This is a genomic window from Nitrincola alkalilacustris, from assembly GCF_008973755.1.
GTDB classification, from domain to species: domain Bacteria; phylum Pseudomonadota; class Gammaproteobacteria; order Pseudomonadales; family Balneatricaceae; genus Nitrincola; species Nitrincola alkalilacustris.
In genome coordinates this window covers 1-23,302 of the sequence record NZ_WBOM01000008.1, presented here as the reverse complement: position 1 = coordinate 23,302, position 23,302 = coordinate 1, and the positions used below count along the sequence as shown (strand labels likewise).

Here is a 23,302-nt window from a genome sequence, read left to right as displayed (position 1 = left end):
AACACCTGTCGCCCGGGACAATTTTATCTATCCCACAATGGTGCATCTCACCGCCGGACTGCTGCATATTTTGTACGCAGAAACCACACCAGACCGTATCCAACTGCAAAGTGGCACAGCCTTTGCTCAACCTCTTTCAATCGCCTGAGCCCAAGACGGGAAGCGACAGTGAAAAACAATTTAACGGGAAAGCACGCATGATTAAGCATGTCCGCAGCGCACACCACTTCAAAGGGATAAGAAAACTGCTGGCGATCGCAGGTCTGGCTCTGTTGCCTGCTGCAGTCACACTGAGCAGCAGTGCCGCAGCCAGTACAGCCATCAATTTCACACTGGACTGGCGCTTTGAAGGCCCCTCCGCCCCCTTCCTGATGGCGCTGGATAAGGGTTACTTTACGGAAGAGGGCCTGACGGTCACCATCGACTCTGGTAATGGTTCGGCAGGTGCCGTCACGCGTGTTGCCACCGGTGCCTATGATATGGGATTTGCTGATTTCAATGCGCTGGTCGAGCACAGCGCAGGCAATCCGGACAGCCGTATTCAGGCGGTCTATATGGTATACAACTCTACACCGGCTGCAGTTTTCGCACTGAAGGAGTCAGGTATCAGCAGCCCGGCAGATCTGGTGGGCAAAACACTCGCAGCACCGGTCTTCGATGGTGGACGTAAAGCCTGGCCCTCCTTTGCCGGGCATAACGATCTGGCGGTAGATTCGGTCACCTGGCAGAGCGTTGAACCGGCATTGCGTGAAACCCTGCTGGCACGCAAGCAGGTGGACGCGATCACTGGCTTCTACTTCACCAGCCTGCTGAACCTCGAAGCGCGTGGCGTCAGCCCTGAAGATATTGTTATCCTGCCCTACTCCGATCATGGCGTGCAGCTGTATGGCAATGCGATCATCGCAAGCGAGCGCTTACTCAACGACAACCCCGATGCCGTCGCTGCATTTAACAGAGCCTTTAACCGCGCACTGGTCGAAACCCTGGAAGACCCTGCCACCGCTGTCACCTATGTAAAAAAACGTGATGCGCTGGTGAACGAAGAGCTCGAGCTGAGGCGTCTGAAGCTCGCGCTGGATGCACAGGTTGTGACCGGCGAGACGCTGGCCGAAGGGCTGGGTGCTGTCACACCGGAGCGCCTGGAACTGGCTATAGATGAAGCGGTTGTATCCTTCGGTCTGACCAACCGCCCGGACGCAGCGCAACTGTTCAACTTCGCCCTGCTGCCTGAGCGGGCCTCTCGCTCCGTGCCACAGATGTAAGGGTCTGAACATGTCGTTTGTAAGCTTTGACAGGGTCAGCCTCGCTTATGATGAAGGCGGCCCTCTGGCCATTGAGGATGTCAGCCTGACGGTTGATGCCAACGAATTCGTCGCTGTAGTCGGCCCATCAGGGTGTGGCAAATCCACCCTGATGAAACTGGTCTCCGGACTCAGCAAGCCTTCACAGGGGGTTGTCTACCTCAGCGGGGAGCAGGTCAAGGGGCCGCAGAAATCGATCGGCATGGCGTTTCAGGCCTCCAATCTCCTGCCTTGGCGAACTACGCTGCAGAACATCCTGTTGCCTCTTGAGATAGTTCAGCCCTATCGCTCACAGATGCGCCGTAATCGTCGCGAGTTTGAGGAGCAGGCTCGGGCACTGCTGGCACGGGTCGGTCTGGCAGGCTGCGAAGACAAGTTCCCCTGGGAGCTGTCTGGCGGCATGCAGCAGCGCGCCTCCATCTGCCGTGCACTTATCCACAAGCCTCGTCTGTTGATGCTGGATGAGCCCTTCGGTGCACTGGATGCCTTCACCCGTGAAGAACTCTGGTGCATGTTGCAGGATCTGTGGCAGGAGTCGCCCTTTACAGTGGTATTGGTCACCCATGACCTGCGCGAAGCGGTCTTTCTCGCAGACACCGTCTATGTGATGAGCAAAGGGCCCGGGCGCATTCTGGTCCGCAAACCAATCGACCTGCCCCGTCCACGCACCCTGGAAGACACCTATACCGATAGTTTTGCCAGCCAGGTGCATGAGCTGCGAGAGCATATCGGTCGCATCAGACAGACCTGAACAGGACATCCGCATGAAACCCCGTTACCAGAAGTTTCTTATCACCCACGCCTCCTGGATACTGCTGCTGTCATTGCTGCTGATCTGGGAGATTATCTGCTCCAGCCTCAAGGTTCCGGAATATCTATTCCCTGCCCCATCAGCCATCTGGTCGGCCGGTGTAGCACGTTGGGAGGTGATCCTGCAGCACGCACTGCAGACCTTCTTCACCACGCTGGCCGGATTTGCCATCGCTGTTGCCGTGGGGTTACTGCTGGGTATTGCCGTCGGCACCTACCCGGTCGTGTATCGCGCCCTCTACCCTCTGCTGGTGGGGTTCAACAGCATCCCTAAGGTGGCTTTTGTTCCCGTACTGGTCGTCTGGTTCGGCATAGGCACAGTGCCAGCTATCCTGACCGCCTTTCTGATCTCATTTTTCCCGGTACTGGTCAATGTCGCCACCGGGCTGGCAACACTGGAGCCGGAACTGGAAGATGTGTTGAGATCACTCGGCGCCTCGAAGATGGACATACTGCGCAAAGTAGGCCTGCCCAGAGCGCTGCCCTACTTCTTTGCCTCCCTGAAGGTCGCCATCACCCTGGCGTTTGTCGGCTCTGTCATCTCCGAAACCGTTGCCTCCAATCTCGGTATAGGTTATCTGATGATGGCCGCCAGCTCATCCATGGATATGGCGCTGGTTTTCGCTGGGCTGTTCGTGATCGGCGCCATGGGTGTCGGCATGTATGAGCTGTTTGCCTTTTTCGAGAAACGCTTCACCGGCTGGGCACATCGCAGCCCGGGTGGCGCCTTCTGATTGACCGGCCATGGGCGACAGAGGCTTGCAAGCTGCGGCCTGAGCCAGCATCATGCATGCAGTTTGTTATCAGGAAGGGTTTATCGTGCCAGCCAACAACTCATCTGCGCCCAATATTCTGCCACTGCAGCTGCACCCGGCCCGTGAGGCGCTCTATCATGAGCTGCATGCCCGCCCCTTTCCGGTGATAGCCAGCCCGGTGCGTATTTCGCACCTGGCACTACTGCTGACAGATGAGGACCGTGAGCGGGACTTTCAGCACCTGCGTCATCTATGCATTCGTTATGGTGTCAACCCACCGGCCGACCATGAAACCAGTTTTCATCAGCGTTTTGGTGAGTTTGAGGTGCGCTGGGAGCGGCATCTGGAGTTTGTGACCTATACCTTTCTGCGTCCGGGCACCAACAGTCTGCCGTTCAGCCATCCGACGCTGTCGATGTTGCCAACCGACTGGCTGCAAGAGATCCCGGGACAGCTGGTGGTCGCGTTGCATCTTGAGGTTGTCAGTCCCGAAGCTGAACAACTGGACCGCGAAGCGCTTGCTGAGTGTTTCGAGGGGCAGAGACTGGTCAGCGGTCGCCTGCTGGAGGGCTCAGCAACCTTGTGGAGCGCTTTTCGCCTGCATGGGGATGGTGCCGGGCGCATCCTGCTGCAGAACCACGGCCTGAATGACAACCAGACGGGACGCTTGATCCTGCGGGTGCTGGAACTGGAAACCTATCGCCTGATGGCGCTGTTGGGCGCACAACCGGCACGCGATCTGGCCCCGGAGCTGGGCCGACTCGATCAACGCCTGGCCGATATGATCACCCACCTATCCGATACCGAAGGGCTTGAAGAGGAGCGACAGCTACTGCGCCAGCTCACCACCATGGCCGCGCAGATCGAACGCTACCGCGCCAACACCATGTCACGCTTTGCCGCCACTCAGGCCTATTACCAACTGGTGATGAAACGACTGGAAGAGCTGAAGGAGCTGGATGCTGGTCCCAACTTCACCCTGGCCGCCTTCTTCAGCCGCCGTCTGACACCGGCTGCCAGCACCTGCGAATCGGTCGGCAGCCGGTTGGAGGACCTGGCACGCCGTATCGAACGTGCCGGCGACCTGATCCGCACCCGCGTTGATCTGAAGCTTGAAGAGCAGAACCGCGGCCTCCTGGCCTCCATGAACCGTCGCTCGAAAGTGCAGCTACGCATGCAGGAAACAGTAGAGGGCCTCTCCATTGCCGCCATCAGCTATTACGGCATCAGCCTGATCCGCTATCTGCTCGGTGCACTGGAACCTCTGGGCATCGACATCAACAAGGATGTCGGTACCGCCATTGCCGTTCCCTTTGTTGTGGGCACGGTCTGGTGGCTGACCCACCGCATCAAGAAGATCATTCTGCAGGACGAGCAGACAGAGACAGCAAGCAGCGAGTCTCAAGACCCTCGCTAATTGATTAAGATCAATACCACCACCTGATCGCACTGGTATTCTGGCCAGCCACACTATATATTAGATTTATTTAATTTAATGGATGTTTGCCATGAGTCAGACCAAAACAGTTGCCGTTACGGCCTCTCTGAACGATAGCTTTGTTGTCGAAGCCCAGATAGGCGAACACCGATTACTGATAGACCAGCCAGTGGCTGCGCGTGGCACAGGCCAAGGACCTACGCCACTTGAGTATTACATGTTTGCGATGGCGGGCTGCATAGGCACCATCGGTCGCATTGTAGCGATGCAGCAGAAGATCACGTTGCGCGGCATGACAATCTGGGTAGAGGGCGACTACAACCCTGCCGGGCTGCTCGGCAAGCCGACCGATGACCGTACCGGTTTTCAGCAGATCAGAATCCGTGCCGAGATCGACGCCGACCTGAGTCATGAAGAGAAAAAGGCGTTTCTGGATCAGGTCTGTGAGCGCTGCCCGCTGCATGACAATACGCGTCTGGAAACCGATGTACTGCACAACCTGGCCTGATATGATTCGTGTTTTGACTGAATGGAATCGTTATGTCTGCCATCCCTGCCGACCTGTGCTCATTGGAAGATTATCAGCATCGCGCTCAAACACTGCTGCCAGCCGACATCTGGGCTTATATCTCAGGCGCCTCAATGGATGGCTTCACGCAGCAGCGTAACCGATCCCGACTCGATGCCTTGCTACTGCAACAAAGGATACTCGTGAATGGCCTCGGCCAGGGTGACTGCCATACAGAGCTGTTCGGCCAGACACTTACCCTACCCCTGCTGATAGCTCCTCTGGCTTATCAGAAACTGGCCCATCCGATGGGTGAACTGGCCAGTGTTCAAGCTGCTGCCGCGCAGGGAGTTGGCTTCTGCCTATCCACACTGGCCAGCTCAACACTGGAGGAGGTTGCCCAGATAGCGCCAGATGCCGCGCGCTGGTTCCAGCTCTATTGCCAACCAGACCCCAACGCTACGCTAAACCTGATTCGCCGCGCAGAGGCAGCCGGTTATCGTGCGCTGGTCGTGACAGCAGATGCTCCCATCAACGGCGTTCGCAACGCCGAGCAGCGCAGCGGTTTCCGCCTGCCCGATACGGTGGCTGCGGTCAATCTGCAGGGACTGCCCAAGCCCGAAGCCGGGGACTCTGTCTTTGCCTGCTGGATGCGACAGGCGCCAAACTGGAACACTCTCGCTGAGATCATCCGCCAGACTCACCTCCCTGTTATTCTCAAAGGCGTCATGCACCCGGCTGATGCGCAGCAGGCTGTCGAGCTGGGTGTAGAGGGGATTATCGTGTCCAATCACGGAGGCCGTGTTCTGGACAGTCAGCCGTCTACAATTGAGGTGTTGCCTGCGATTCGACGATCTGTCCCGGCAGAGATACCTGTCCTGCTGGACAGCGGTATCCGGCGTGGCAGCGATATTTTCAAGGCGTTGGCCTCAGGTGCGGATGCCGTATTACTGGGGCGCTCGGTTTTTTATGCACTCGCCGTTGCCGGCCCGTTCGGCGTTGCGCATATCCTGCGCATTCTTCGCGACGAACTGGAGGCCACCATGGCGCTGTGTGGCTGTGCCAGACTGGCGGATATCAAATCATCCTGCCTCTATCTGCCTCTATCTGACTGAGAGCGCCTGAGAGTGCCTGGCGCTAGTTGGTCTGACTCCACTGGCGCAGCAGGTTGTGATACACACCGATCAGGCGTTCGATATGCTCAGCGTCTGCCTGAGCATCCTCTATCCGGTTACGTCGTAAGCCCTGAATGCTCTGATCCAGTTGATAGAGCGTGCGCCGCTGCTCATTATCCCGCACCAGGCTCTGCAACCAGAAGAAAGCGCTGATCCGCTGCCCTTTTGTTACAGGCGTCACTCGATGCAGACTACTGGAGGGGTACAAAACCATGTCTCCGGCCGCGAGCTTTATACATTGTGTTCCAAATGTATCCTCAATAACCAGCTCCCCACCTTCGTAATCCTGAGGTTTGCTGAGAAACAGTGTCATTGACAGATCAGTACGAATCTTGACCGGCGTTCCCGGCACCTGCCGGATCGCGTTATCGATGTGATATCCGAACTCACCACCATCGCAGTAGCAATTGAACATGGGCGGATAAATTTTGGCCGGTAAGGCCGCGGCCATGAAATCCTCACGCCCACCCAGTATTTGCAAAAGAGCGTTACCTAACTCAACCGCCAGTGGTGAGCGTTCATCCAGCTGTAAGTTGCTCTTTTGCTGACGCGCCGCATGGCCAGCAGTCAGCTTGCCATCCTGCCAGTCCGATGCCTGGAGTGCCGTGCGGATCTCCCTGACCTGTACCGGGCTCAGAATTTGCTTCAAATGCAGCAACATAAGTATCTACTCCCGTTCTATATGACGCTATCCTGGCACTGATATAACAAAAATGGCCCTGCACTGAGGCAGGGCCGGTTAAACAGCAGGCTTAGAAGTTGTAGGTCATGCTCAGCCTGACATTACGCGGATTGCCCGGCCTGAAATGGCCTCGAGCACTGTAGTCCGTGACGTAATGTTCATCGGTGAGATTGCTGATATTCAACTGAGCAGAAAGCTGATCGGTGAAGGTATAGTTAGCCATCGCATTCACCAGTGTGACACTGCCTGTTTCATAAAACGCCCGTTGCTGGCGCCAGAAAGTGTTACCGCTGTTGTACTCAGCTCCTGCACCCAGCACCAGCGGGCCCGTCGTGTAGGTCAGCCACAGGCTGGCAGAGTTATCCGGCGCGGCTGTCAGCCCATTACCTTCAGCCGTTGCACCCGAAGAGCTCGGCGCATCTTCAGTCACTTTGCCATTCTGCCTGGTATAGGTCGCAATCATATTGATCTGATCAGTCAGACGGCCGGTCGCACTGAGTTCCAGTCCGCGATTACGTTGCTGGCCGGAGGTGGTGATCACATCACCAACCGTATCGTAGACATCCTTGGTGGTCTCAAATACGGCAGCTCCCAGCAGCAGCCGTTCATCCAGCAGCATCCATTTGGTGCCAATCTCCTTGGTCACTGATTCCAACGGATCCAGTCTGGCATAGGTATCTATAGTCGTCGCGTTGCCCTGCAGAACCAGATTGGTGGCGTTGGGCTCCTGAGAGTTGGAGATAGAGGCATAAATACTGCCATTCTGAGCCGGTTTGTAGTTGATACCCGCCTGCCAACTTATCAGATCAGACCGGGTTCGCGCATGCACCTTTTCATCACGGGATGTTTTATAGCCTTTCGCATCAAAATCTTCATAGCGCAGGCCACCACTGACCTGCCACGATTCATTCAAAGTGGTGGTATTGATCAGGTAGGTCGCCAGGCCTTTGGCTGTTGTATCGGAGGTGTAGCCATCCTTATGCCAACGCCCACTGGCCGTCACCAATGCGGGATTGAACAGGTCAACCGTCTCTGATGACAAGTCCAAACCCGAGGTATTAATACCGGGTGTTTTACTGTTTTCACGGTATAGTTCGGCACCCACAACCAGGTCATGCTTGATACTGCCGGTGTGGATCTCGCCGATTGCATCCAACTGCGTGACGAACAGTTTATTCTCGCTGAACTCAGATAGAGCGGATGACAGGTTCACACTGCCGTCGTAAACAGGATCGTTACGGGTTCCGGTATTATGCAATGCAGGACGTGATGTCATCGCCTGACGCTCGTTTTTTCCTACCCGTGTCTGACTACGCAAACGCCAGGCATCACTCATCTGGTGATTAACGACAGCGGTCAGGGTCGTCACATCGACCTTCTCAAAGTCACGTCCTTTCACACCGTAGTAGTTGTCCCAGTATTGATCTGCAATCGGGCCCGCCGGAATGTTCAACTGCTCAGCCGCCACATCGTTGACGAAAGGAAGACCCAGAACCGGCGTATTATCCTGTCGCATGTGGAACAGATTAAGCGTGAGATCAGTCTGTTCACTCAGCTGCATGAAATAGGAAGGTGCAATTGCAAGCGTCTGATAATCCTCTTCACCATTATCCCAGTAGTCTCCTCCCTTTTGCGCCAGCAGGTTCAGACGCAGTGCGCTGTTATCTGACAGCACTCTGTTGATATCACCCGTGAGTCGCCCAAGCTGCCCCTGATCATAGGCGATTGAGAAAGCATTCATATCCTCATCGGTTTGGGCACTCTTGGTGACCAGATTCACACTCCCTCCTGCCGAGCCCTTACCAAACAGACTACCTGCAGAACCCTTAGCCACCTCGATCTGCTCGGTATTGAAGAGATCACGACTGTAACCGGCAACATCCCGGATGCCGTCAGCATAGATGCTACCATTCACATCAAAGCCACGAATGGTGATGGTATCGCCGGTAGTGACATGACCGCCGCCGCCCTCACCGGCACCAAAGGTAGAAACCCCGGATACATTTCGCAACGCATCCTGCAGACTGGTCACGCCCTGATCCTGCAGCAGCGCTTCGTTTACTACCGTGATGGTTTTGGGTGTATCTACCAGGTCCTGTGTGAATCGGACACTGGAAGGCTTCTCGACGTTGTAGCTCTGCTCGACCTGACCCGATATTTCCAGCTCAGGCAGATGAATACTGTCGGACTGAGCGTGTGACTGAGTCACCATGAATGCCAGTGCTGACGCTATCGCAACAGCCAGAGGGTTCAGTTTGGGTATCGCACGAGGGTGATCTGAATGAAGGGACATGTGAATTTCTTTCCTTTGAAATTTCTTGAGTTTGTTTACTTGTGTTGGGTTTACTTCAGTTAGGTTTCATTACCTGGATCAGTATTAATTCTTAAAACTAAGACTAATGATTATCATTTTATTATCGTAATCTCCTCGAATAGTAGATTAACGCTATCCTGCCAAGGTGCAGGCTTACGCTCTATCAGTGCATAAGATAAACAATCACAAAAAACAGGCCCCCACCGATAGCGACCCACGATCCGGCTGTCACTCTCTGCATCCTGTTTACACACACCAGCCACAGACCGGTCAGGCAGAAAACCAACATGAATATGGCAGACAGGTCTGAGAACAGTCGCCAGATATCACTGACCTGCTTACCACGATGCAGGTTATTCAGCATCGCCATCAGCGGTAACGAAAGTGCGAAAACCTCCACCTCGCCCTCATCCGGTAACACTTCAACCGTCTGGGTGGTGCTCGGTCCTTCCAGAGTGATGATCAGCAACTCATCATCCTCCCACTCAACCTCCATCTTGACGCCACGGATCCCCTGCTCCCTGTCAAGCCACTGCAGCACGCCCAGCGTGAATATCGATGGGCTCGCCTGCCAGTCGATACTGGCAAGCTCATCAGGCAAGATCAGGGACAACTCATGTGCTCTGGTCTGCCCTGGTGACCAGTCAGGATGATTCAGAAAAAAACCGGTCACGGCAAAAAAAATCATAGAGATCAACACCGGAACGGCGCTGTAGATATGTAACCAGCGCATCCAGCGGTTGACGGGGCCTGACGTAGAATTCATGAATGATTATCAATAATCTATGTGAAATTTCGCATATGATGCTCGCATCCCGCCGGTAATGTCAATATAATACGAATCATTCTCACTATTATATTCGGTACCATTGTGCAGAAATTTGCAACGTTTACAGCCGACCATCTGGCACGCATCGCCATCTTTATGCTGGTGTCAGGCATTTTCCTGAATGGTCTGCTCCTGTTACTCCTCAGCGAAACACGACTGAGCCTGCCGTTCGCCACTCAGCCCGGCCTCAATTCCGTGCTGATGTTTGGTCAGCAATGGCTGGCTCTGCAACCCGGGCAGATTATCAGTGGTCAGGAGCAGTCCATCACACACCTGTTCACGCAACCAGAAGTGATGGTGATTCGAAGTCTGCTCCTGACTCTGTGGACTGGTATGGCAACACTACTCTCTGCAACGATCTTTCTGGCTCTGCAAGATCGGCAACGCTATCGCTGGCACCTCGTATTTGGCATCGTTCTATGCGTCATGCTGTTCAGTGCAGAACTTCCCTATCTGCTCACGCATGGGGTCTCACAGCCACTGCTGGAGCTGGTAAAGCTGAGCGTATTACTGCTTTGCACACTGCTGATCAACCGTGCACTTGCCATGCGCCCCAGTGCCACCAACCGTAACAGTCTGATCGCGTATGCCAGCCAGACCGGCAGCGCCATGCAACTGGCACAACAACTGCACCGCTCTGCCAACCACGCCCTCGACCTGCGCTGCCTGTCCCGACTGACACCAGCCTGTCTGAGCCAGTATGATCAGGTCCTGTTCGTTGTCAGTACCCAAGGGGATGGACAAGCCCCCGACAGTGCAAACCGGTTTATCAAAGCACTGCAAGCAGAGCCCTCCCTGCCGGGACAACCCAGATTCAGCATTCTTGCCCTGGGTGATCGTCATTATCAGTCCTTCTGTGCCTTCGGCCATCATCTCTACAAGCTATTGCAAAGCAAGGGTCTGCAGAGTTTTGTCCCCACTGTTGAGGTCGACAGGATGGACATGGGTGCCGTGAACCACTGGTGGCAGCATGTCTCGACCGCTTTCGGACAGGTGTCATCTCCTCAGGCGATGCCGTACGAGGTGCTGACCGTGATGGAAAACCGATGCCTCAACCCTGAGCAAACACATCGCCACGCACATCATCTTCGCCTGTTCAAAGCGGGTACACACTATCAGGCGGGAGATCTGCTGGCCGTCAAACCACACATCCAACCTGAACAGATCGAGCAGCGCCTGGCGCAACTCGGTTGGTCTGCACATGAGACGGTGCGCTATCAGAACGAAGCCCGAACACTGCTGGAGCTGCTGCAGACGCTGGAGTGGATCGATGAGCAGGCAGACAGCCCCCAGGCGCTGGTGGATCAACTGAAACCGATACATGAGCGTCTCTACTCCATTGCATCCTGCCAGGCTGATCATCTTGATCTGCTGGTGCGCCGTCATCTGCGTCAGGATCATAGTATCGGCCATGCATCCGGCTATCTGTGTGGGCTTAAAGTGGGGGACCAGATTGAAGCCAGTGTTCGCACCCATGCGACCTTCCACCTCCCGGGAGATGTTCCTTTGATCATGATTAGTGCCGGCACGGGCCTTGCGCCGTTTATGGGGTTTCTGCAACAAAAGCAGTCCTGGCGCGCAACAACACCCAACTGGCTTCTGTTTGGCGAGCAGTACAAAGCGCAGGATGCTTATTTTGCCGAACGGCTGGAGCATTTTCAGCAGTTGGGTGTACTGACTCGGCTCGACTGCGTCTGGTCACGCGATGATAACGAATATGTGCAGGACAGACTCGCACAGCTGAGCGTAACACTGCTTGAATGGGTTGAGGAGCACGGAGCCCACATCTTCGTGTGTGGCAGTCGCGAGGGTTTTGGCGAGTCGGTGTTGGGCACTTTGGAAGTGCTGCTGGACCGGGATCTGCTTATTGCCCGGCTGCATACTGACCTGTATTGAAGCAGATCCCATGGCAGGCGCGTTCTACTCTATAATAATACTATTCGACAAAGATCCTGACCTTACGAGTAAGCCCATGCCTGAAAACCGTTCAGTTCGACCAACCAGAAGCCCCTCTCAAAGCCGCAAGGTAGAGACCCATGCCAGCGCGCTGCATATCCTTGTCAAGGAGGAAAGCCTGGCACTGGCCCTTCTGGAAAAACTGAAAAAAGGGGACGACTTCGGAAAACTGGCACGTGCTCATTCAACCTGCCCATCCAAGAAGCGCGGCGGAGATCTGGGAGAGTTTCGTCGCGGTGATATGGTGGCAGCCTTCGACAAGGCGGTATTCTCAGGCCCTGCAACAGGCCTGAGAGGACCGATAAAAACCCGCTTCGGCTTCCACCTTATCAAGGTGCTGTATCGCAGATAATGCTCAGTGCTGAGGATACCTGACGTCAGGTTCTAACGCTGTCAGGTTCACGACTCAGATAGAGATAAACACCCAGGCCTGCCAGCATCGCAACTGCTGCCATCGACATCCAGACCGCACCTATCAACTCGGTACCCGCGATGCTGCTCGCCACAACATAAGGGCGGCTACTGCGATCACTGCCCTGGCCCAGAGAACGCCGTTTGCGTTAACTGACATTCGGGGCATAGGCGGAATCCATGCGCTGAACTCCCTTTGAGTCCAGGCTGTACATCAGCTCAACGAAAGGATAAGCACGGCTGAGATGCTCGACAGTCTGCAGTTGAGCGCTCCGATCGAAAATCAGCTCCCGGACGTTCAGACGGGTCATCATCGATTCCATCAATAAATGGATTGTCTGCTCGTGCTGCTGGTAGCGCTGTAACAGGTGGATCTGATTGGACGTGCTCACGGTGTCGGGTACCTGAGGGAGCTGGTTATGAAAGTAAGACAACTTAACAAACCAACCCCGCGCATACACTTTAGTCTAATGAATTTTTCAGGAAAAAATTCACGCGCTACCGAGTCCATGCCCACAACGATTGATGAGGTGCTGAAAGGTGAGTTTTAAACCTATTCAAAAGCTTATCATCAGCCGGACTTTATCAACTGGGTTTTGAAGCCCAAACCCTATTTGATAAGTCCCTTACTGACGAACTGGATGGTCAAACACAGGAAGTTCTCGCAACCTTGGTCGCGGTTGGCAGTTCTGGTGGTGCCAGACCAAAAGCCCAAGTGTTTATGAGTGCAGGCAACCTGGAGCAGTGCCGCACCTATGCAGAACCTGAAGACGAAGCCTGGTTGGTGAAATTTACTTCCAGGAATCTGGCACTTGGTCATGAGGAGGGGCTTTGTGAAGCGGTTTATTTACAAATGGCAGCGCAAGCCAATTGCCAGCCACCATCCTGGCAACTGATCCCGGCAGCCCAACATAAGAGCAAGCAAAGTGGTGCCCTTGCCTGGCTGGCCGTAAAGCGCTTTGATTATCTTCCTGTTGAGCATGATGCCAGAAAACCCAACACCAAAATGGTAATGCCCGGACGGCTGCACATGCACAGTGCCTGTGGCTTATTAGATGCGGATTTTCGTACGACAAGTCTAGATTATGTTGACCTGATTAAAGCCAGTCGGCAATTATGCAAAGCGCCGAGTGTTGGCCAACTGCAATTTCGTCGAGCGGTGTTTAATCTGTTCGCCGCTAACCAGGACGATCACAGTAAGAACTGGCTGTCAGCGCGGGTTTCGCATCCTGGAGTGAAGCGAGGCAGAGTATTCACGAAGTCGTTGATGCGCTCGGTGATTTTTCAAATCTTGCAAGAGATCAAGATATTAAAAAAACCACTCTGAGTGCTATTCAAAAAATCTTAGATCAGCGCAGAAAAGAGAATAGCGATTTACTCTAAACCCCATACTTCAGCGAACAGCTGCCCTTGTTTTGGCGGGTAGAAAACTTATTCGATATTCTGAATCTGCTCCCGCATCTGCTCAATCAGCACCTTCAGCTCCACCGCCCGCTGGGTGGTGGCTACCACGATCGATTTCGATGACAGGGTATTTGCTTCACGGTTCAGCTCCTGCATCAGGAAATCCAGACGGCGCCCGACCGAGGCTTTATCCTTCATCACTCGGCCGACCTCCTGCACATGGGTTTCCAGCCGGTCCAGCTCCTCGGCAACATCGGCTTTCTGTGCCAGCAGAACCAGCTCCTGCTCCAGCCGCGCGGGATCAAGATCGGACTTCAGCTCAGCGAGACGATTACGCAGCATCTGCGCCTGGTTATTCAGAATCTCGGGCATCAGTTGTCGAACCTCAGCCACTATCTGGCTGATCATATCCAGGCGCTGGCGGATCATCTGTTGCAGCTCGGTGCCTTCACGTTCACGACCGGTGATCAGATCCTGCAGCGCCTTGTCGAACAGTGCCAATGAGGTTTTCGAGAGTTGCTCGATATCCGGCTGAGCCTCTTTCATGACGCCGGGCCAGCGTAAAACATCCATGATGTCCAGGCTACCCGGCTGCGGCAACAGTGCCCTGACTTTTTCCGCGGCGCTGATCACTTCAGCGGCCAGCGCCGCGTCAATATCCAGTGACTGCTGTGTCTGCTCGGTATGCAAGCGCAGCGTGCATTCAACCTTGCCCCTGCTGAGCTGTTTGCGCAGCCTGTCGCGCAGGGCCGTTTCAAGATGTCGTAACGATTCCGGCAGACGTAACTGATACTCCAGATAGCGATGATTGACGGAACGGATCTCCCAGACCAGGGTCCCACCCTCATATTGTTGCTCCTGACGGGCAAAAGCAGTCATGCTTCGTGTCATAATAGATCGATCTCGATTAAAATCGTTGTCCTGATGCACCATTCTAACAGCCCGGCAATCGATCCACTATTTTTTGCCGGTACAGTCACAAGGTAACCAGTATGAGCTCTACCCTTTCACAGCAACTTCAGACTCTTGGACTGAACAAGATACGTCCCGGCGGAAGGCAGCCGGATCAGATGCGGGAAGTACGCATTACCCGCAATTTCACCAAGCATGCAGAAGGGTCTGTACTGGTTGAGTTTGGCGATACCAAGGTGATCTGCACCGCCAGCGTCGAACGGGGCGTTCCCCGCTTCCTGCGTGGTTCAGGTTCGGGATGGGTCACGGCCGAATATGGCATGCTGCCGCGCTCTACCAACACGCGAAATGACCGCGAAGCAGCACGTGGCAAACAAAGCGGTCGCACCACCGAAATCCAGCGTCTGATCGGCCGTTCTCTGCGCGCTGCACTTGATCTGAAAAAACTGGGTGAGAACACCATCACCATCGACTGCGATGTGATTCAGGCTGATGGCGGCACCCGCACAGCAGCCATCACGGGTGCCTGCGTAGCATTGATGGACGCCATCGCCTTCCTGAAGAAAGACAAGAACGGTGCCATGAAAGGTGACCCGGTCAAATACATGATCGCCGCGGTATCAGTTGGTGTCTGCAAAGGGCAGCCGGTACTGGATCTGAACTATGAAGAGGATTCAGTCGCCGAAACCGACATGAACGTGATCATGACGGATCAGGGCGGATTCATTGAAATTCAGGGTACGGCAGAAGCAGCACCCTATACTCAGGAAGAGCTGAATGCGATGCTGGAGCTGGCCCGCAAAGGGATTACAGAGCTGGTGGAACATCAGAAAGCGGCGCTGAACGCATAAGCCGGGCTCTCAGGGCAGGTCGCAAGACACTGCCCTGAGCAGAACTTACATCGGTATATCGTAATCGATGATCAGCGGCGCATGATCAGAGAAGCGCTGCTCACGATAAATATACACATTCTTGACACTCTTACGCAGGTTGGGCGTTGTGATCTGATAATCCAGCCGTGCACCCTCATTCAATGACCAGGCACGGTTGTAATCTGGCCACCAGGTATACTGCCGATCCGCCTTGTTGATCTGACGAAACGCATCCACATACCCCAGATCCTTGAACACCTCTTCCAGCCAGGCACGCTCTTCTGCCAAAAAGCCGGATACACGCTGGTTCACATACCAGTTGCTCAGATCGATCGATTTGTGTGCAATATGCAGCGTACCGGTGAAGATGAAATCACGGCGCTTGCGCAGTGTCTTTTTCAGATGCCCCATGAACAGACCCAGATACTCCATCTTGGCGGCCTGTGCTTCATCGCTTCTGAGGCCTGATGGAACCGTCAGTGATGAGATACTGACCTTATCAAAATCTGCCTGAATGAAGCGACCATGAAAGTCACACTGCTCGAAGCCCAGCCCGGTCATGATCGCCTTGGGCACATGTCGGGTGTATATGGCCACACCACTGACCCCATCTTCGAAGGCATCAAAAAAATAGGCGTGATAGCCCTCTGGGTGGTAACGATCGCCATCCAGTTGATACTCTTTTGCACGAAGATTCTGCAGACAGATTACGTCCGCATCCTGGCGAACCATCCAGTCAAAAAAACCTCTGTCTGCGGCTTGTTCAATACCTTGTGTATTGAAGGTGATGACGCGCATATCTCTCCAGCTCCATTGAGCGTGTGTGAATTATTCTTTAGTTGATATTAAACGGAAATTGTATAGGTATGCAGCACAAATTGAAATTTATCTGTATCCCTTTCATGGAAGCGCTGCCAAAGGCACGTTATCATTAGCTTCCCGGACATGATACACGTGGATAACAGCAGATGCAGGATTACCAACGCGCTTTCATAGACTTCGCCATCAACCGAAAAGTTCTTCGATTTGGTGAATTTACCCTCAAATCAGGACGAAAAAGTCCGTATTTTTTCAACGCGGGCCTGTTCAACACGGGCGAAGCGCTGGCTCGCCTGGGCAAGTTCTATGCCGCCGCCATCGTCGATGCGGGCATCCCCTACGATCTGCTGCTGGGTCCTGCCTACAAGGGCATACCACTTGCGACTGCAACTGCGGTGGCTCTGTTCAACGACCACCAACTGGATGTGCCCTACGTGTTCAACCGAAAGGAAGCCAAGGACCACGGTGAAGGTGGCAACCTGGTCGGCGCCCCGCTTGAAGGCAAGGCACTGATCATTGATGATGTGATCACAGCAGGTACAGCCATCCGTGAAGTGATGAGCATCATTGATCAGGCTGGAGCCTCTCCCGCTGGTGTTGTGATCGCTCTGGACCGACAGGAGCGCGGCACCGGCGAACTGTCTGCCATTCAGGAGGTCGAGCGTGACTACAGCATCTCTGTGATCAGCATCATCAGCCTCGCCGATCTGATTGAATATCTTGAAGAGCAGGGCAATATGAAGCAGGAGCTGGACTCAATTCGAGACTACCGCCACAACTACGGTATCTGATCATCTCCCTGCAGGAGTACACTTGACTAACAGTCTGTTTTCCGGTGTAATCCTGCATCTTCCTTGCCCGGATAGCTCAGTCGGTAGAGCAGAGGATTGAAAATCCTCGTGTCGGTGGTTCGATTCCGCCTCCGGGCACCATTACCATGCTTCCCCCCTCCGCATGCTTTTCCATCAGCCACTCCCGCTGAAATAATGACAATCACACCTGAATGCTTCTAAACTCAAGCCATATGGGATTGATCTCAGGTTTGAACCTTATGAGCAGGTAACGATGAGTACAACGCAGCAAACCCACACGCAGGATCAGTACTACCAGCGCCTATTGTCGATTCTGAATAAGGTTCATCACTCACGCAGTTTCGAGGATGCTTATCCTGCTGTTGAAAAATCAATCCTGCGCCTGTTTCATGCCGAGCGTCTGACCATCTACCAACGTAATCGGGCCAGCAACGATATTGTCTCCCGCTTCAAGACCGGCGATGACGTCAGTGAGATCCGCGTACCAGTCAGCACCACATCCATTGCCGGCTATGTTGCCTTCAGTCGGCGACCACTGCTGATCAATGATGTGCGTGATGCTGAGGAGCTTAAGCAACTGCACCCCAACCTGCATTTCAACCCGGCCTTCGAGGAGCCGACCGATTTCAGAAGCGAATCAATGCTGGTGGTACCGATTGCTAATAATGAGGTATTGCTGGGCGTCCTGCAGATCATAAACCGCTCGGATGGGACGCGTTTCAGCGAAGAGGATATGCGCAGAGCCTGCGAGTTGGCGTCACTGATCGGACAGAAGTTCCGCTATGACTTCGGTTGTACTCAGGCACCCTATGAATATCTTATCCAGAAAGGCCTGCTCAAGCAGTCAGATCTCGATAAGGCCAGCAAAGACAAGCCACAGGTGCCCGTGACCCGGATTCTGACGGAGCTGTTCAAGATTCCCAAAGCAGAAATCGGGCAATCGCTGGAGGCCTTCTATCAGGTGCCTTTTATCAGCTATCTGCCTGATCGCTATTTTGCTCACCCTATCTGCAATAAGATCAACAAAGCCTATCTGAAGAACAATAATCTTGCGCTGCTGAGCAACGGCAAGGATGACAGCAAGGTTCTGATCCTGATAGATAACCCCAATGATGCCAGACGCATCATGGAGGTTGAGAATATTCTCGGCACTCGTGAAGCACTGATCTGTGTCGGGCTGCTGGAGGATATTCATCAGTATCTCGGCTATATGAGTCCCGATGTCAGTGATTCATCTAACCTCAATAGTCTGCTGGATGAGCTGGAGGTGGCTGATGCCTCCTCTGCCGAAGAGGAGCAATCGGATGATGAACAGATCTCTGATCAGGATTCAGCCATCGTCAAACTGGTCAATCGCATCCTGATCGACTGTAAGCGACTGAATGCGTCAGACATCCACATCGAGCCAGGCAAGGGTCAGAAACCCACCTCAGTGCGCATGCGTATAGATGGCGTCTGTCAGGAGATCATTCAGATACCTGCCAGCCATGCCAAGGCGGCCATATCCCGCATCAAGATCATCTCAAGGCTGGATATTTCGGAGCGGCGCCTGCCTCAGGATGGCAAATTCAGTGTCCGTCTGATGGGGCAGACGCTGGAAGTGCGTGTTGCCACCATCCCGACCGTTAACGGCGAAGGCGTGGTGATGCGCCTGTTGCAGACAGGCGAGCCGATCCCTTTCGATCAGCTCAATCTGGCACCCGCCACGCAGCAATCAATAGAAGGTCTGCTGGCACATCCGCACGGAATATTTCTGGTGGTCGGCCCGACAGGCTCGGGTAAAACCACCACGCTGCATGCTGTACTGGCTTGCCTGAATACTCCGGACAGAAAGATCTGGACCGCTGAAGACCCTGTCGAGATCACTCAGCCGGGGCTTCAACAGGTTCAGGTACAACCGAAAATCGGTTTTGACTTTACTGCTGCGCTGCGAGCCTTCCTGCGTGCCGATCCTGATGTGATACTGATTGGTGAGATGAGGGACAAAGAGACGGCTCATGCAGCCGTAGAGGCCTCGCTAACGGGACATCTGGTCTTCTCCACCCTGCACACCAACTCAGCACCCGAAACCATTACACGCCTGCTGGATCTCGGTATAGACCCCATCAGCTTCTCCGACGCGTTGCTTGGCATTCTTGCTCAGCGTCTGGTCAGAACCCTGTGTGGCCAATGCAAAGCGCCTTATGCTGCCAGTGAAGAGGAGGTGGAAGTGCTCAAGCGACACTACGGGCCTCAGCATGAGAAGGACCTGCAGCTGAAGCCCGGCATGACGCTATACAAACCCACCGGATGCGACACCTGTAACCATACAGGCTACAGAGGCAGAACGGGGCTGCATGAGCTGCTCATCTCCTCGGCCCCGATGCGAGAGATGATCTATAAACAGAGCAGTGTCGCCGCAATCAAACAGATCGCAATCAAAGAGGGGATGCGGACACTACTGCAGGATGGCATCTATAAAGTGGTAAAGGGGGATACGGATTTCGTGCAGGTCAGAAAGGTCGCCGTCGAGTAACCTTCCTGCCCTATCCTATCTATCCACGGCTCTCTAACCACGGCTCTCTAACCACGATAATAGCGCTGCTTGACGAAAGGCATGGATGCCACTTTCATCGGCAGCGCCTTGCCACGCACAAGAGCATATACCTCGGTATCCAGTGCGGCATACTCGCGCGCAATGTATCCCATAGCAACCGGACTACCGACAGAAGGGCCAAAGCTGCCGCTGGTGACTTCACCTATTTTGACCCCTTCGATATTCACCAACTCAGTACCCTCGCGTACAGGTGCTTTGCCGGTAGCTATCAGGCCGACGCGTTTCTGGCGCAGCTCATCACTGTTGCGCATCTGCTCAAAAATTCTATCCGCACCCGGAAAACCACCCGCACGCTCACCATCAACACGGCGTACCTTACTGATCGCCCACAGCAGACTGGCCTCCACGGGGGTCGTCTGCGTCGTGATGTCATGACCATAGAGGCACAGTCCAGACTCCAGACGCAACGAGTCACGTGCCCCCAACCCAATCAACGCCACTTCAGGCTGCTGCAGCAACAGGCGACAGAAGCGCTCAGCCTGATCTCCCGGCAGAGAGATTTCATAGCCGTCTTCACCCGTGTAGCCGGAACGACTGACCAGGCAGGACATGCCCTCGATCTCCACCTGACGAACATCCATGAACAGCATCAATTTCAGCTCAGGCTGGATTCTGGCCAGCACCTGTGCAGCCAGAGGCCCCTGCAGTGCTATCAGTGCACGATCATCCAGTACTTCAAGCTCAACATCAGCACCGAGACAAGCCCGCATATGGGCAATATCCTGCTCCTTGCATGCCGCATTAACGACGACATAGATAAAGTCGCCATAATTAGCCACCATCAAATCATCCAGCACACCACCCTGCTCATTGGTAAAGAATGCATAGCGCTGTTTGCCAACTGGAAGGTCCAGAATATCAACCGGCACCAGTTGCTCCAGTGCTGCCGCTGCACCTTCACCACGCAGTACAACCTGGCCCATGTGCGAGACATCAAACAGGCCTGCCTGATCACGTGTGTGCAGATGCTCCTTCATCACCCCGGCTGGATACTGCACCGGCATGCTGTAACCGGCAAAAGGCACCATCTTCGCACCCGTTTCGACATGCAGATCATGGAGTGGTGTTTTCAGCAGTTCGGACATAGTTCTCTCCCATTGAGCAGGCTACAGTACAATTTATGAACAGAAATGATTATCGCATGAGTGCGCAAAGTTTCCAATAGGAAATATTTGGTTGATTTTGGAAAACTCACTTGATAACCTTGGCCCTACTATAGGATGCCTTTGCCTGTCATGAAGGCTGCGCCCTGGACTGATAAAAAGTGAGATGACCTGATGTCATTAAGTATATTTGATCTGTTTAAAATCGGAGTGGGTCCTTCCAGCTCACATACTGTCGGCCCCATGGTCGCCGCCAACCGGTTCGTTGAACAGCTCTGCAGCAGACATCTGCTGACCCAGATAGCCGGTGTGCGGGTAGGTCTGTACGGCTCATTGGCCATGACGGGCAAAGGACACGCAACAGATACTGCTGTATTGCTGGGCCTGCAAGGGGAGAGGCCGGATATGGTCGACCCGCAGAGGGTGAGTGATTATCTGCAGGAGATCCGTACAAGTGGCAGCCTCAAGCTGGGCGGCCTGAGACATATCGCCTTCACCGAAGCCGAGCATCTGCGCTTTTACTTTACCGAAACCCTGCCGAGGCATCCGAACGGGATGCGTTTTCAGGCCATTGATGCAGCAGGCATCATTCTGCAGGAAAACATCTACTACTCAGTAGGGGGTGGTTTTGTCCTCAGTGATGAAGAGTTTACACAACCAGCTTCCGCGAACAGCAGGCCAGAACCGCGCTATCCCTTCAATAATGGAGCCGAACTGGTCGCAACAGCAGAAAAAGCCGGGCTCAGCATCGCACAACTGCAACTCGCCAATGAGCTTTCATGGCAGACACAGGAAGAGCTGGAGCGTGGACTGTTGAAAATATGGGACACCTTCCAGGAGTGTATAGAGGCGGGATGTAATGCCACAGGACTCCTCCCCGGTGAATTGAAAATCAGACGGCGTGCAAATCAGTTGCTCACTACACTGAACAAAAGCACTGACGGCACTCTGCACGATCAACTTATCGTGTTGGACTGGGTCAACCTGTTTGCCATGGCAGTCAATGAAGAAAACGCTGCAGGGGGGCGGGTCGTCACCGCACCGACAAATGGTGCTGCAGGCGTTATCCCTGCAGTACTCGCCTACTACCACCGCTTCATACCCAGCGCCAGCCGACAGGGTATTTTCGAATTCCTGGCCACTGCTGCTGCAATCGGCACCCTCTACAAGAAAAATGCCTCCATATCCGCCGCCGAAGTTGGATGTCAGGGAGAGATCGGCGTTGCCTGCTCCATGGCTGCAGGTGCACTGTGTGCAGTACTCGGCGGTACCAACCAGCAAGTTGAGAACGCAGCCGAGATAGGCATGGAGCACAACCTTGGTCTGACGTGTGATCCGATTGCCGGCCTCGTACAGGTACCCTGTATCGAGCGCAACACCATGGGAGCTATTAAAGCGATCAATGCTGCACGCCTGGCGCTTCACGGTGATGGGCAACACCATGTATCACTGGACAGCGTTATCGAGACCATGCGCCAGACGGGTATGGATATGCAGGACAAGTACAAGGAAACCTCAACCGGTGGCCTGGCTGTCAACGTTGTTGCCTGCTGAGTCTGCCAGACCCGAAAAAAGAACATCCAAACCAGCTTACAAAAGGAAAGATCAATGAGCACAACACCTGCCAATCTGCGTTATACCAAGAGTCATGAATGGGTACTGGATAATGGCGATGAAACGGTCACGATCGGTATTACCAGCCATGCCCAGGAACTGCTGGGTGATGTGGTATTTGTTGAACTGCCGGAACTGGAGCGCACTGTTGAAGCAGGCGAAGAGTTTGCACTGGTAGAGTCCGTGAAAGCAGCATCCGATATCTACTCACCGCTTTCAGGAGTCGTGATAGCCGTTAATGACACACTGAGTGATGCGCCCGAAACCGTCAACAGCGATCCCTATGGCGATGGCTGGATGGTCAAGTTGCATCTGAATGATGCTGGCGATCTGAACAACCTGCTTGATGCTGCTGCCTATTCAGCGATGATCGCAGACGCCTGATACAGGATCAGCTCTTTCCGGTAGCTGCAGCTTTTCATTCAGATGCTGCAGCTGCCAGGTTACGCTACAGATACACCCGCCACACACTTCATCTCTTGCTGCATCTATCCCTGCAATCCTGTTACCAATAGCCTGCCACCACCCTGCTACTGCAACTCAGAGCACTACCGGGGTACCCTGCTATGAGGGCAAATATCCATAACGCAAAAACCCCCGATCTCGAAGAGATCGGGGGCTGCGGTATTAAGTGCCTGGCGATGACCTACTCTCGCATGGGGAGACCCCACACTACCATCGGCGATGACGCGTTTCACTTCTGAGTTCGGTATGGGATCAGGTGGTGCCACGTCTCTATGGTCGCCAGACAAAACTGGAACAACCGGGATCTGAAGTCTGTACTTGATGCGTCTTTTGTTTAGTACTTGTCGTAACACTTGCTACAACCTGTCCACAACACAAGCTCAATCTACTGTCTCTACAATCAATCTCTAGCATTCAACCAAACGCCTTGGGCGTTATATGGTCAAGCCTCACGAGCCATTAGTACAGGTTAGCTCAACGCCTTACAACGCTTACACACCCTGCCTATCAACGTCCTGGTCTCGGA

23 protein-coding genes, 1 tRNA gene and 2 rRNA genes are annotated in these 23,302 nt (G+C 54.1%); 16 read left to right on the top strand and 10 right to left on the bottom strand.

Translation table 11 applies throughout. The annotated features are described in order from the left end of the window. Nucleotides 1-197: 197 nt before the first annotated feature. The 6 genes from F7R27_RS14335 (at nucleotide 198) to F7R27_RS14310 (ending at nucleotide 5,927) form a co-directional block, all read left to right on the top strand. On the top strand, nucleotides 198-1,262 hold the full coding sequence (locus F7R27_RS14335; protein WP_151704957.1) for an ABC transporter substrate-binding protein: 1,065 nt from the start codon (nucleotides 198-200) through the stop codon (nucleotides 1,260-1,262). A gap of 10 nt (nucleotides 1,263-1,272) precedes the next feature. Next, nucleotides 1,273-2,052, top strand: a complete 780-nt coding sequence (locus F7R27_RS14330) for an ABC transporter ATP-binding protein (RefSeq protein ID WP_151704956.1) — start codon at nucleotides 1,273-1,275, stop codon at nucleotides 2,050-2,052. Between the two features lie 13 nt (nucleotides 2,053-2,065). Beyond that, a complete protein-coding gene (locus F7R27_RS14325) occupies nucleotides 2,066-2,845 on the top strand; it encodes an ABC transporter permease (RefSeq protein ID WP_151704955.1) in 780 nt (259 codons plus the stop codon). Between the two features lie 52 nt (nucleotides 2,846-2,897). Next, on the top strand, nucleotides 2,898-4,283 hold the full coding sequence (locus tag F7R27_RS14320; RefSeq protein ID WP_151704954.1) for a DUF3422 family protein: 1,386 nt from the start codon (nucleotides 2,898-2,900) through the stop codon (nucleotides 4,281-4,283). Nucleotides 4,284-4,374: 91 nt separating this feature from the next. Continuing rightward, on the top strand, nucleotides 4,375-4,812 hold the full coding sequence (locus F7R27_RS14315) for an OsmC family protein (RefSeq protein WP_151704953.1): 438 nt from the start codon (nucleotides 4,375-4,377) through the stop codon (nucleotides 4,810-4,812). 32 nt (nucleotides 4,813-4,844) lie between these two features. Further along, nucleotides 4,845-5,927 (top strand): alpha-hydroxy acid oxidase, encoded by a 1,083-nt coding sequence (locus F7R27_RS14310; protein WP_151704952.1) that lies wholly within the window; start codon nucleotides 4,845-4,847, stop codon nucleotides 5,925-5,927. Between the two features lie 22 nt (nucleotides 5,928-5,949). On the opposite strand, the gene F7R27_RS14305 is transcribed toward F7R27_RS14310, so the two are convergent. The 3 genes from F7R27_RS14305 to F7R27_RS14295 all read right to left on the bottom strand — a co-directional run bounded on the left by F7R27_RS14305 (nucleotide 5,950) and on the right by F7R27_RS14295 (nucleotide 9,749). Further along, nucleotides 5,950-6,648 carry a Fe2+-dependent dioxygenase gene (locus F7R27_RS14305; RefSeq protein WP_151704951.1) on the bottom strand — a complete coding sequence of 233 codons (699 nt, stop codon included), beginning with the start codon at nucleotides 6,646-6,648 and terminating at the stop codon, nucleotides 5,950-5,952. Between the two features lie 91 nt (nucleotides 6,649-6,739). After that, on the bottom strand, nucleotides 6,740-8,962 hold the full coding sequence (locus F7R27_RS14300; RefSeq protein WP_151704950.1) for a TonB-dependent receptor: 2,223 nt from the start codon (nucleotides 8,960-8,962) through the stop codon (nucleotides 6,740-6,742). A gap of 184 nt (nucleotides 8,963-9,146) precedes the next feature. After that, complete coding sequence (locus F7R27_RS14295) at nucleotides 9,147-9,749, bottom strand: PepSY-associated TM helix domain-containing protein (RefSeq protein WP_151704949.1); 603 nt, start codon at nucleotides 9,747-9,749, stop codon at nucleotides 9,147-9,149. Nucleotides 9,750-9,841: 92 nt separating this feature from the next. Here F7R27_RS14295 and F7R27_RS19040 point away from each other — a divergent pair, with 92 nt between their 5' ends. From F7R27_RS19040 to ppiC, 3 genes are all read left to right on the top strand, one after another. Continuing rightward, a complete protein-coding gene (locus F7R27_RS19040; protein WP_476739171.1) occupies nucleotides 9,842-10,384 on the top strand; it encodes a DUF7265 domain-containing protein in 543 nt (180 codons plus the stop codon). Continuing rightward, nucleotides 10,359-11,708 carry a flavodoxin domain-containing protein gene (locus F7R27_RS14290; RefSeq protein ID WP_476739170.1) on the top strand — a complete coding sequence of 450 codons (1,350 nt, stop codon included), beginning with the start codon at nucleotides 10,359-10,361 and terminating at the stop codon, nucleotides 11,706-11,708. Before F7R27_RS19040 ends, F7R27_RS14290 begins: the two co-directional genes overlap by 26 nt. A gap of 76 nt (nucleotides 11,709-11,784) precedes the next feature. Next, the gene (ppiC, locus tag F7R27_RS14285) at nucleotides 11,785-12,120 is read left to right on the top strand and encodes a peptidylprolyl isomerase PpiC (protein WP_151704947.1); all 336 of its coding nucleotides are present in this window, start codon (nucleotides 11,785-11,787) and stop codon (nucleotides 12,118-12,120) included. A 25-nt stretch (nucleotides 12,121-12,145) separates the two neighbouring features. Here the strand turns inward: ppiC and F7R27_RS18930 are convergent, their stop codons facing one another. Further along, nucleotides 12,146-12,274, bottom strand: coding sequence for a hypothetical protein (locus F7R27_RS18930; protein ID WP_276612568.1), 129 nt, complete (start codon nucleotides 12,272-12,274; stop codon nucleotides 12,146-12,148). Nucleotides 12,275-12,328: 54 nt separating this feature from the next. Continuing rightward, nucleotides 12,329-12,571, bottom strand: coding sequence for a hypothetical protein (locus tag F7R27_RS14280; protein WP_206060525.1), 243 nt, complete (start codon nucleotides 12,569-12,571; stop codon nucleotides 12,329-12,331). 278 nt (nucleotides 12,572-12,849) lie between these two features. Here F7R27_RS14280 and F7R27_RS14275 point away from each other — a divergent pair, with 278 nt between their 5' ends. Then, nucleotides 12,850-13,506 carry a type II toxin-antitoxin system HipA family toxin gene (locus tag F7R27_RS14275; protein ID WP_240776382.1) on the top strand — a complete coding sequence of 219 codons (657 nt, stop codon included), beginning with the start codon at nucleotides 12,850-12,852 and terminating at the stop codon, nucleotides 13,504-13,506. 104 nt (nucleotides 13,507-13,610) lie between these two features. On the opposite strand, the gene F7R27_RS14270 is transcribed toward F7R27_RS14275, so the two are convergent. Further along, nucleotides 13,611-14,474: a YicC/YloC family endoribonuclease gene (locus tag F7R27_RS14270; RefSeq protein ID WP_151704946.1), complete on the bottom strand. Its 864-nt coding sequence runs from the start codon at nucleotides 14,472-14,474 to the stop codon at nucleotides 13,611-13,613. A 101-nt stretch (nucleotides 14,475-14,575) separates the two neighbouring features. On the opposite strand from F7R27_RS14270, the gene rph reads away from it, so the two are divergent. Further along, nucleotides 14,576-15,346, top strand: coding sequence for a ribonuclease PH (gene rph, locus F7R27_RS14265; RefSeq protein ID WP_151704945.1), 771 nt, complete (start codon nucleotides 14,576-14,578; stop codon nucleotides 15,344-15,346). A 45-nt stretch (nucleotides 15,347-15,391) separates the two neighbouring features. On the opposite strand, the gene F7R27_RS14260 is transcribed toward rph, so the two are convergent. After that, nucleotides 15,392-16,165 (bottom strand): exodeoxyribonuclease III, encoded by a 774-nt coding sequence (locus F7R27_RS14260; protein ID WP_151704944.1) that lies wholly within the window; start codon nucleotides 16,163-16,165, stop codon nucleotides 15,392-15,394. Between the two features lie 170 nt (nucleotides 16,166-16,335). Between F7R27_RS14260 and pyrE the strand changes: the two genes are divergently transcribed. From pyrE to F7R27_RS14245, 3 genes are all read left to right on the top strand, one after another. Continuing rightward, entirely contained in the window at nucleotides 16,336-16,977 is a 642-nt protein-coding gene (gene pyrE, locus F7R27_RS14255; protein WP_151704943.1) for an orotate phosphoribosyltransferase, read from the top strand. A 65-nt stretch (nucleotides 16,978-17,042) separates the two neighbouring features. Next, nucleotides 17,043-17,118: transfer RNA gene (locus F7R27_RS14250), tRNA-Phe, on the top strand. 133 nt (nucleotides 17,119-17,251) lie between these two features. Continuing rightward, nucleotides 17,252-19,513: a GspE/PulE family protein gene (locus F7R27_RS14245; protein WP_151704942.1), complete on the top strand. Its 2,262-nt coding sequence runs from the start codon at nucleotides 17,252-17,254 to the stop codon at nucleotides 19,511-19,513. 47 nt (nucleotides 19,514-19,560) lie between these two features. Here F7R27_RS14245 and gcvT read toward each other — a convergent pair whose 3' ends face one another. Beyond that, on the bottom strand, nucleotides 19,561-20,679 hold the full coding sequence (gene gcvT, locus F7R27_RS14240) for a glycine cleavage system aminomethyltransferase GcvT (RefSeq protein WP_151704941.1): 1,119 nt from the start codon (nucleotides 20,677-20,679) through the stop codon (nucleotides 19,561-19,563). Between the two features lie 192 nt (nucleotides 20,680-20,871). Here gcvT and F7R27_RS14235 point away from each other — a divergent pair, with 192 nt between their 5' ends. After that, nucleotides 20,872-22,251, top strand: a complete 1,380-nt coding sequence (locus F7R27_RS14235; RefSeq protein ID WP_151704940.1) for an L-serine ammonia-lyase — start codon at nucleotides 20,872-20,874, stop codon at nucleotides 22,249-22,251. A 54-nt stretch (nucleotides 22,252-22,305) separates the two neighbouring features. Further along, on the top strand, nucleotides 22,306-22,695 hold the full coding sequence (gene gcvH, locus F7R27_RS14230) for a glycine cleavage system protein GcvH (protein WP_151704939.1): 390 nt from the start codon (nucleotides 22,306-22,308) through the stop codon (nucleotides 22,693-22,695). A 249-nt stretch (nucleotides 22,696-22,944) separates the two neighbouring features. Here the strand turns inward: gcvH and rrf are convergent. Then, nucleotides 22,945-23,060: ribosomal RNA gene (gene rrf, locus F7R27_RS14225) — 5S ribosomal RNA — on the bottom strand. Nucleotides 23,061-23,214: 154 nt separating this feature from the next. Beyond that, a 23S ribosomal RNA gene (locus F7R27_RS14220) occupies nucleotides 23,215-23,302 on the bottom strand; the annotation flags it as partial.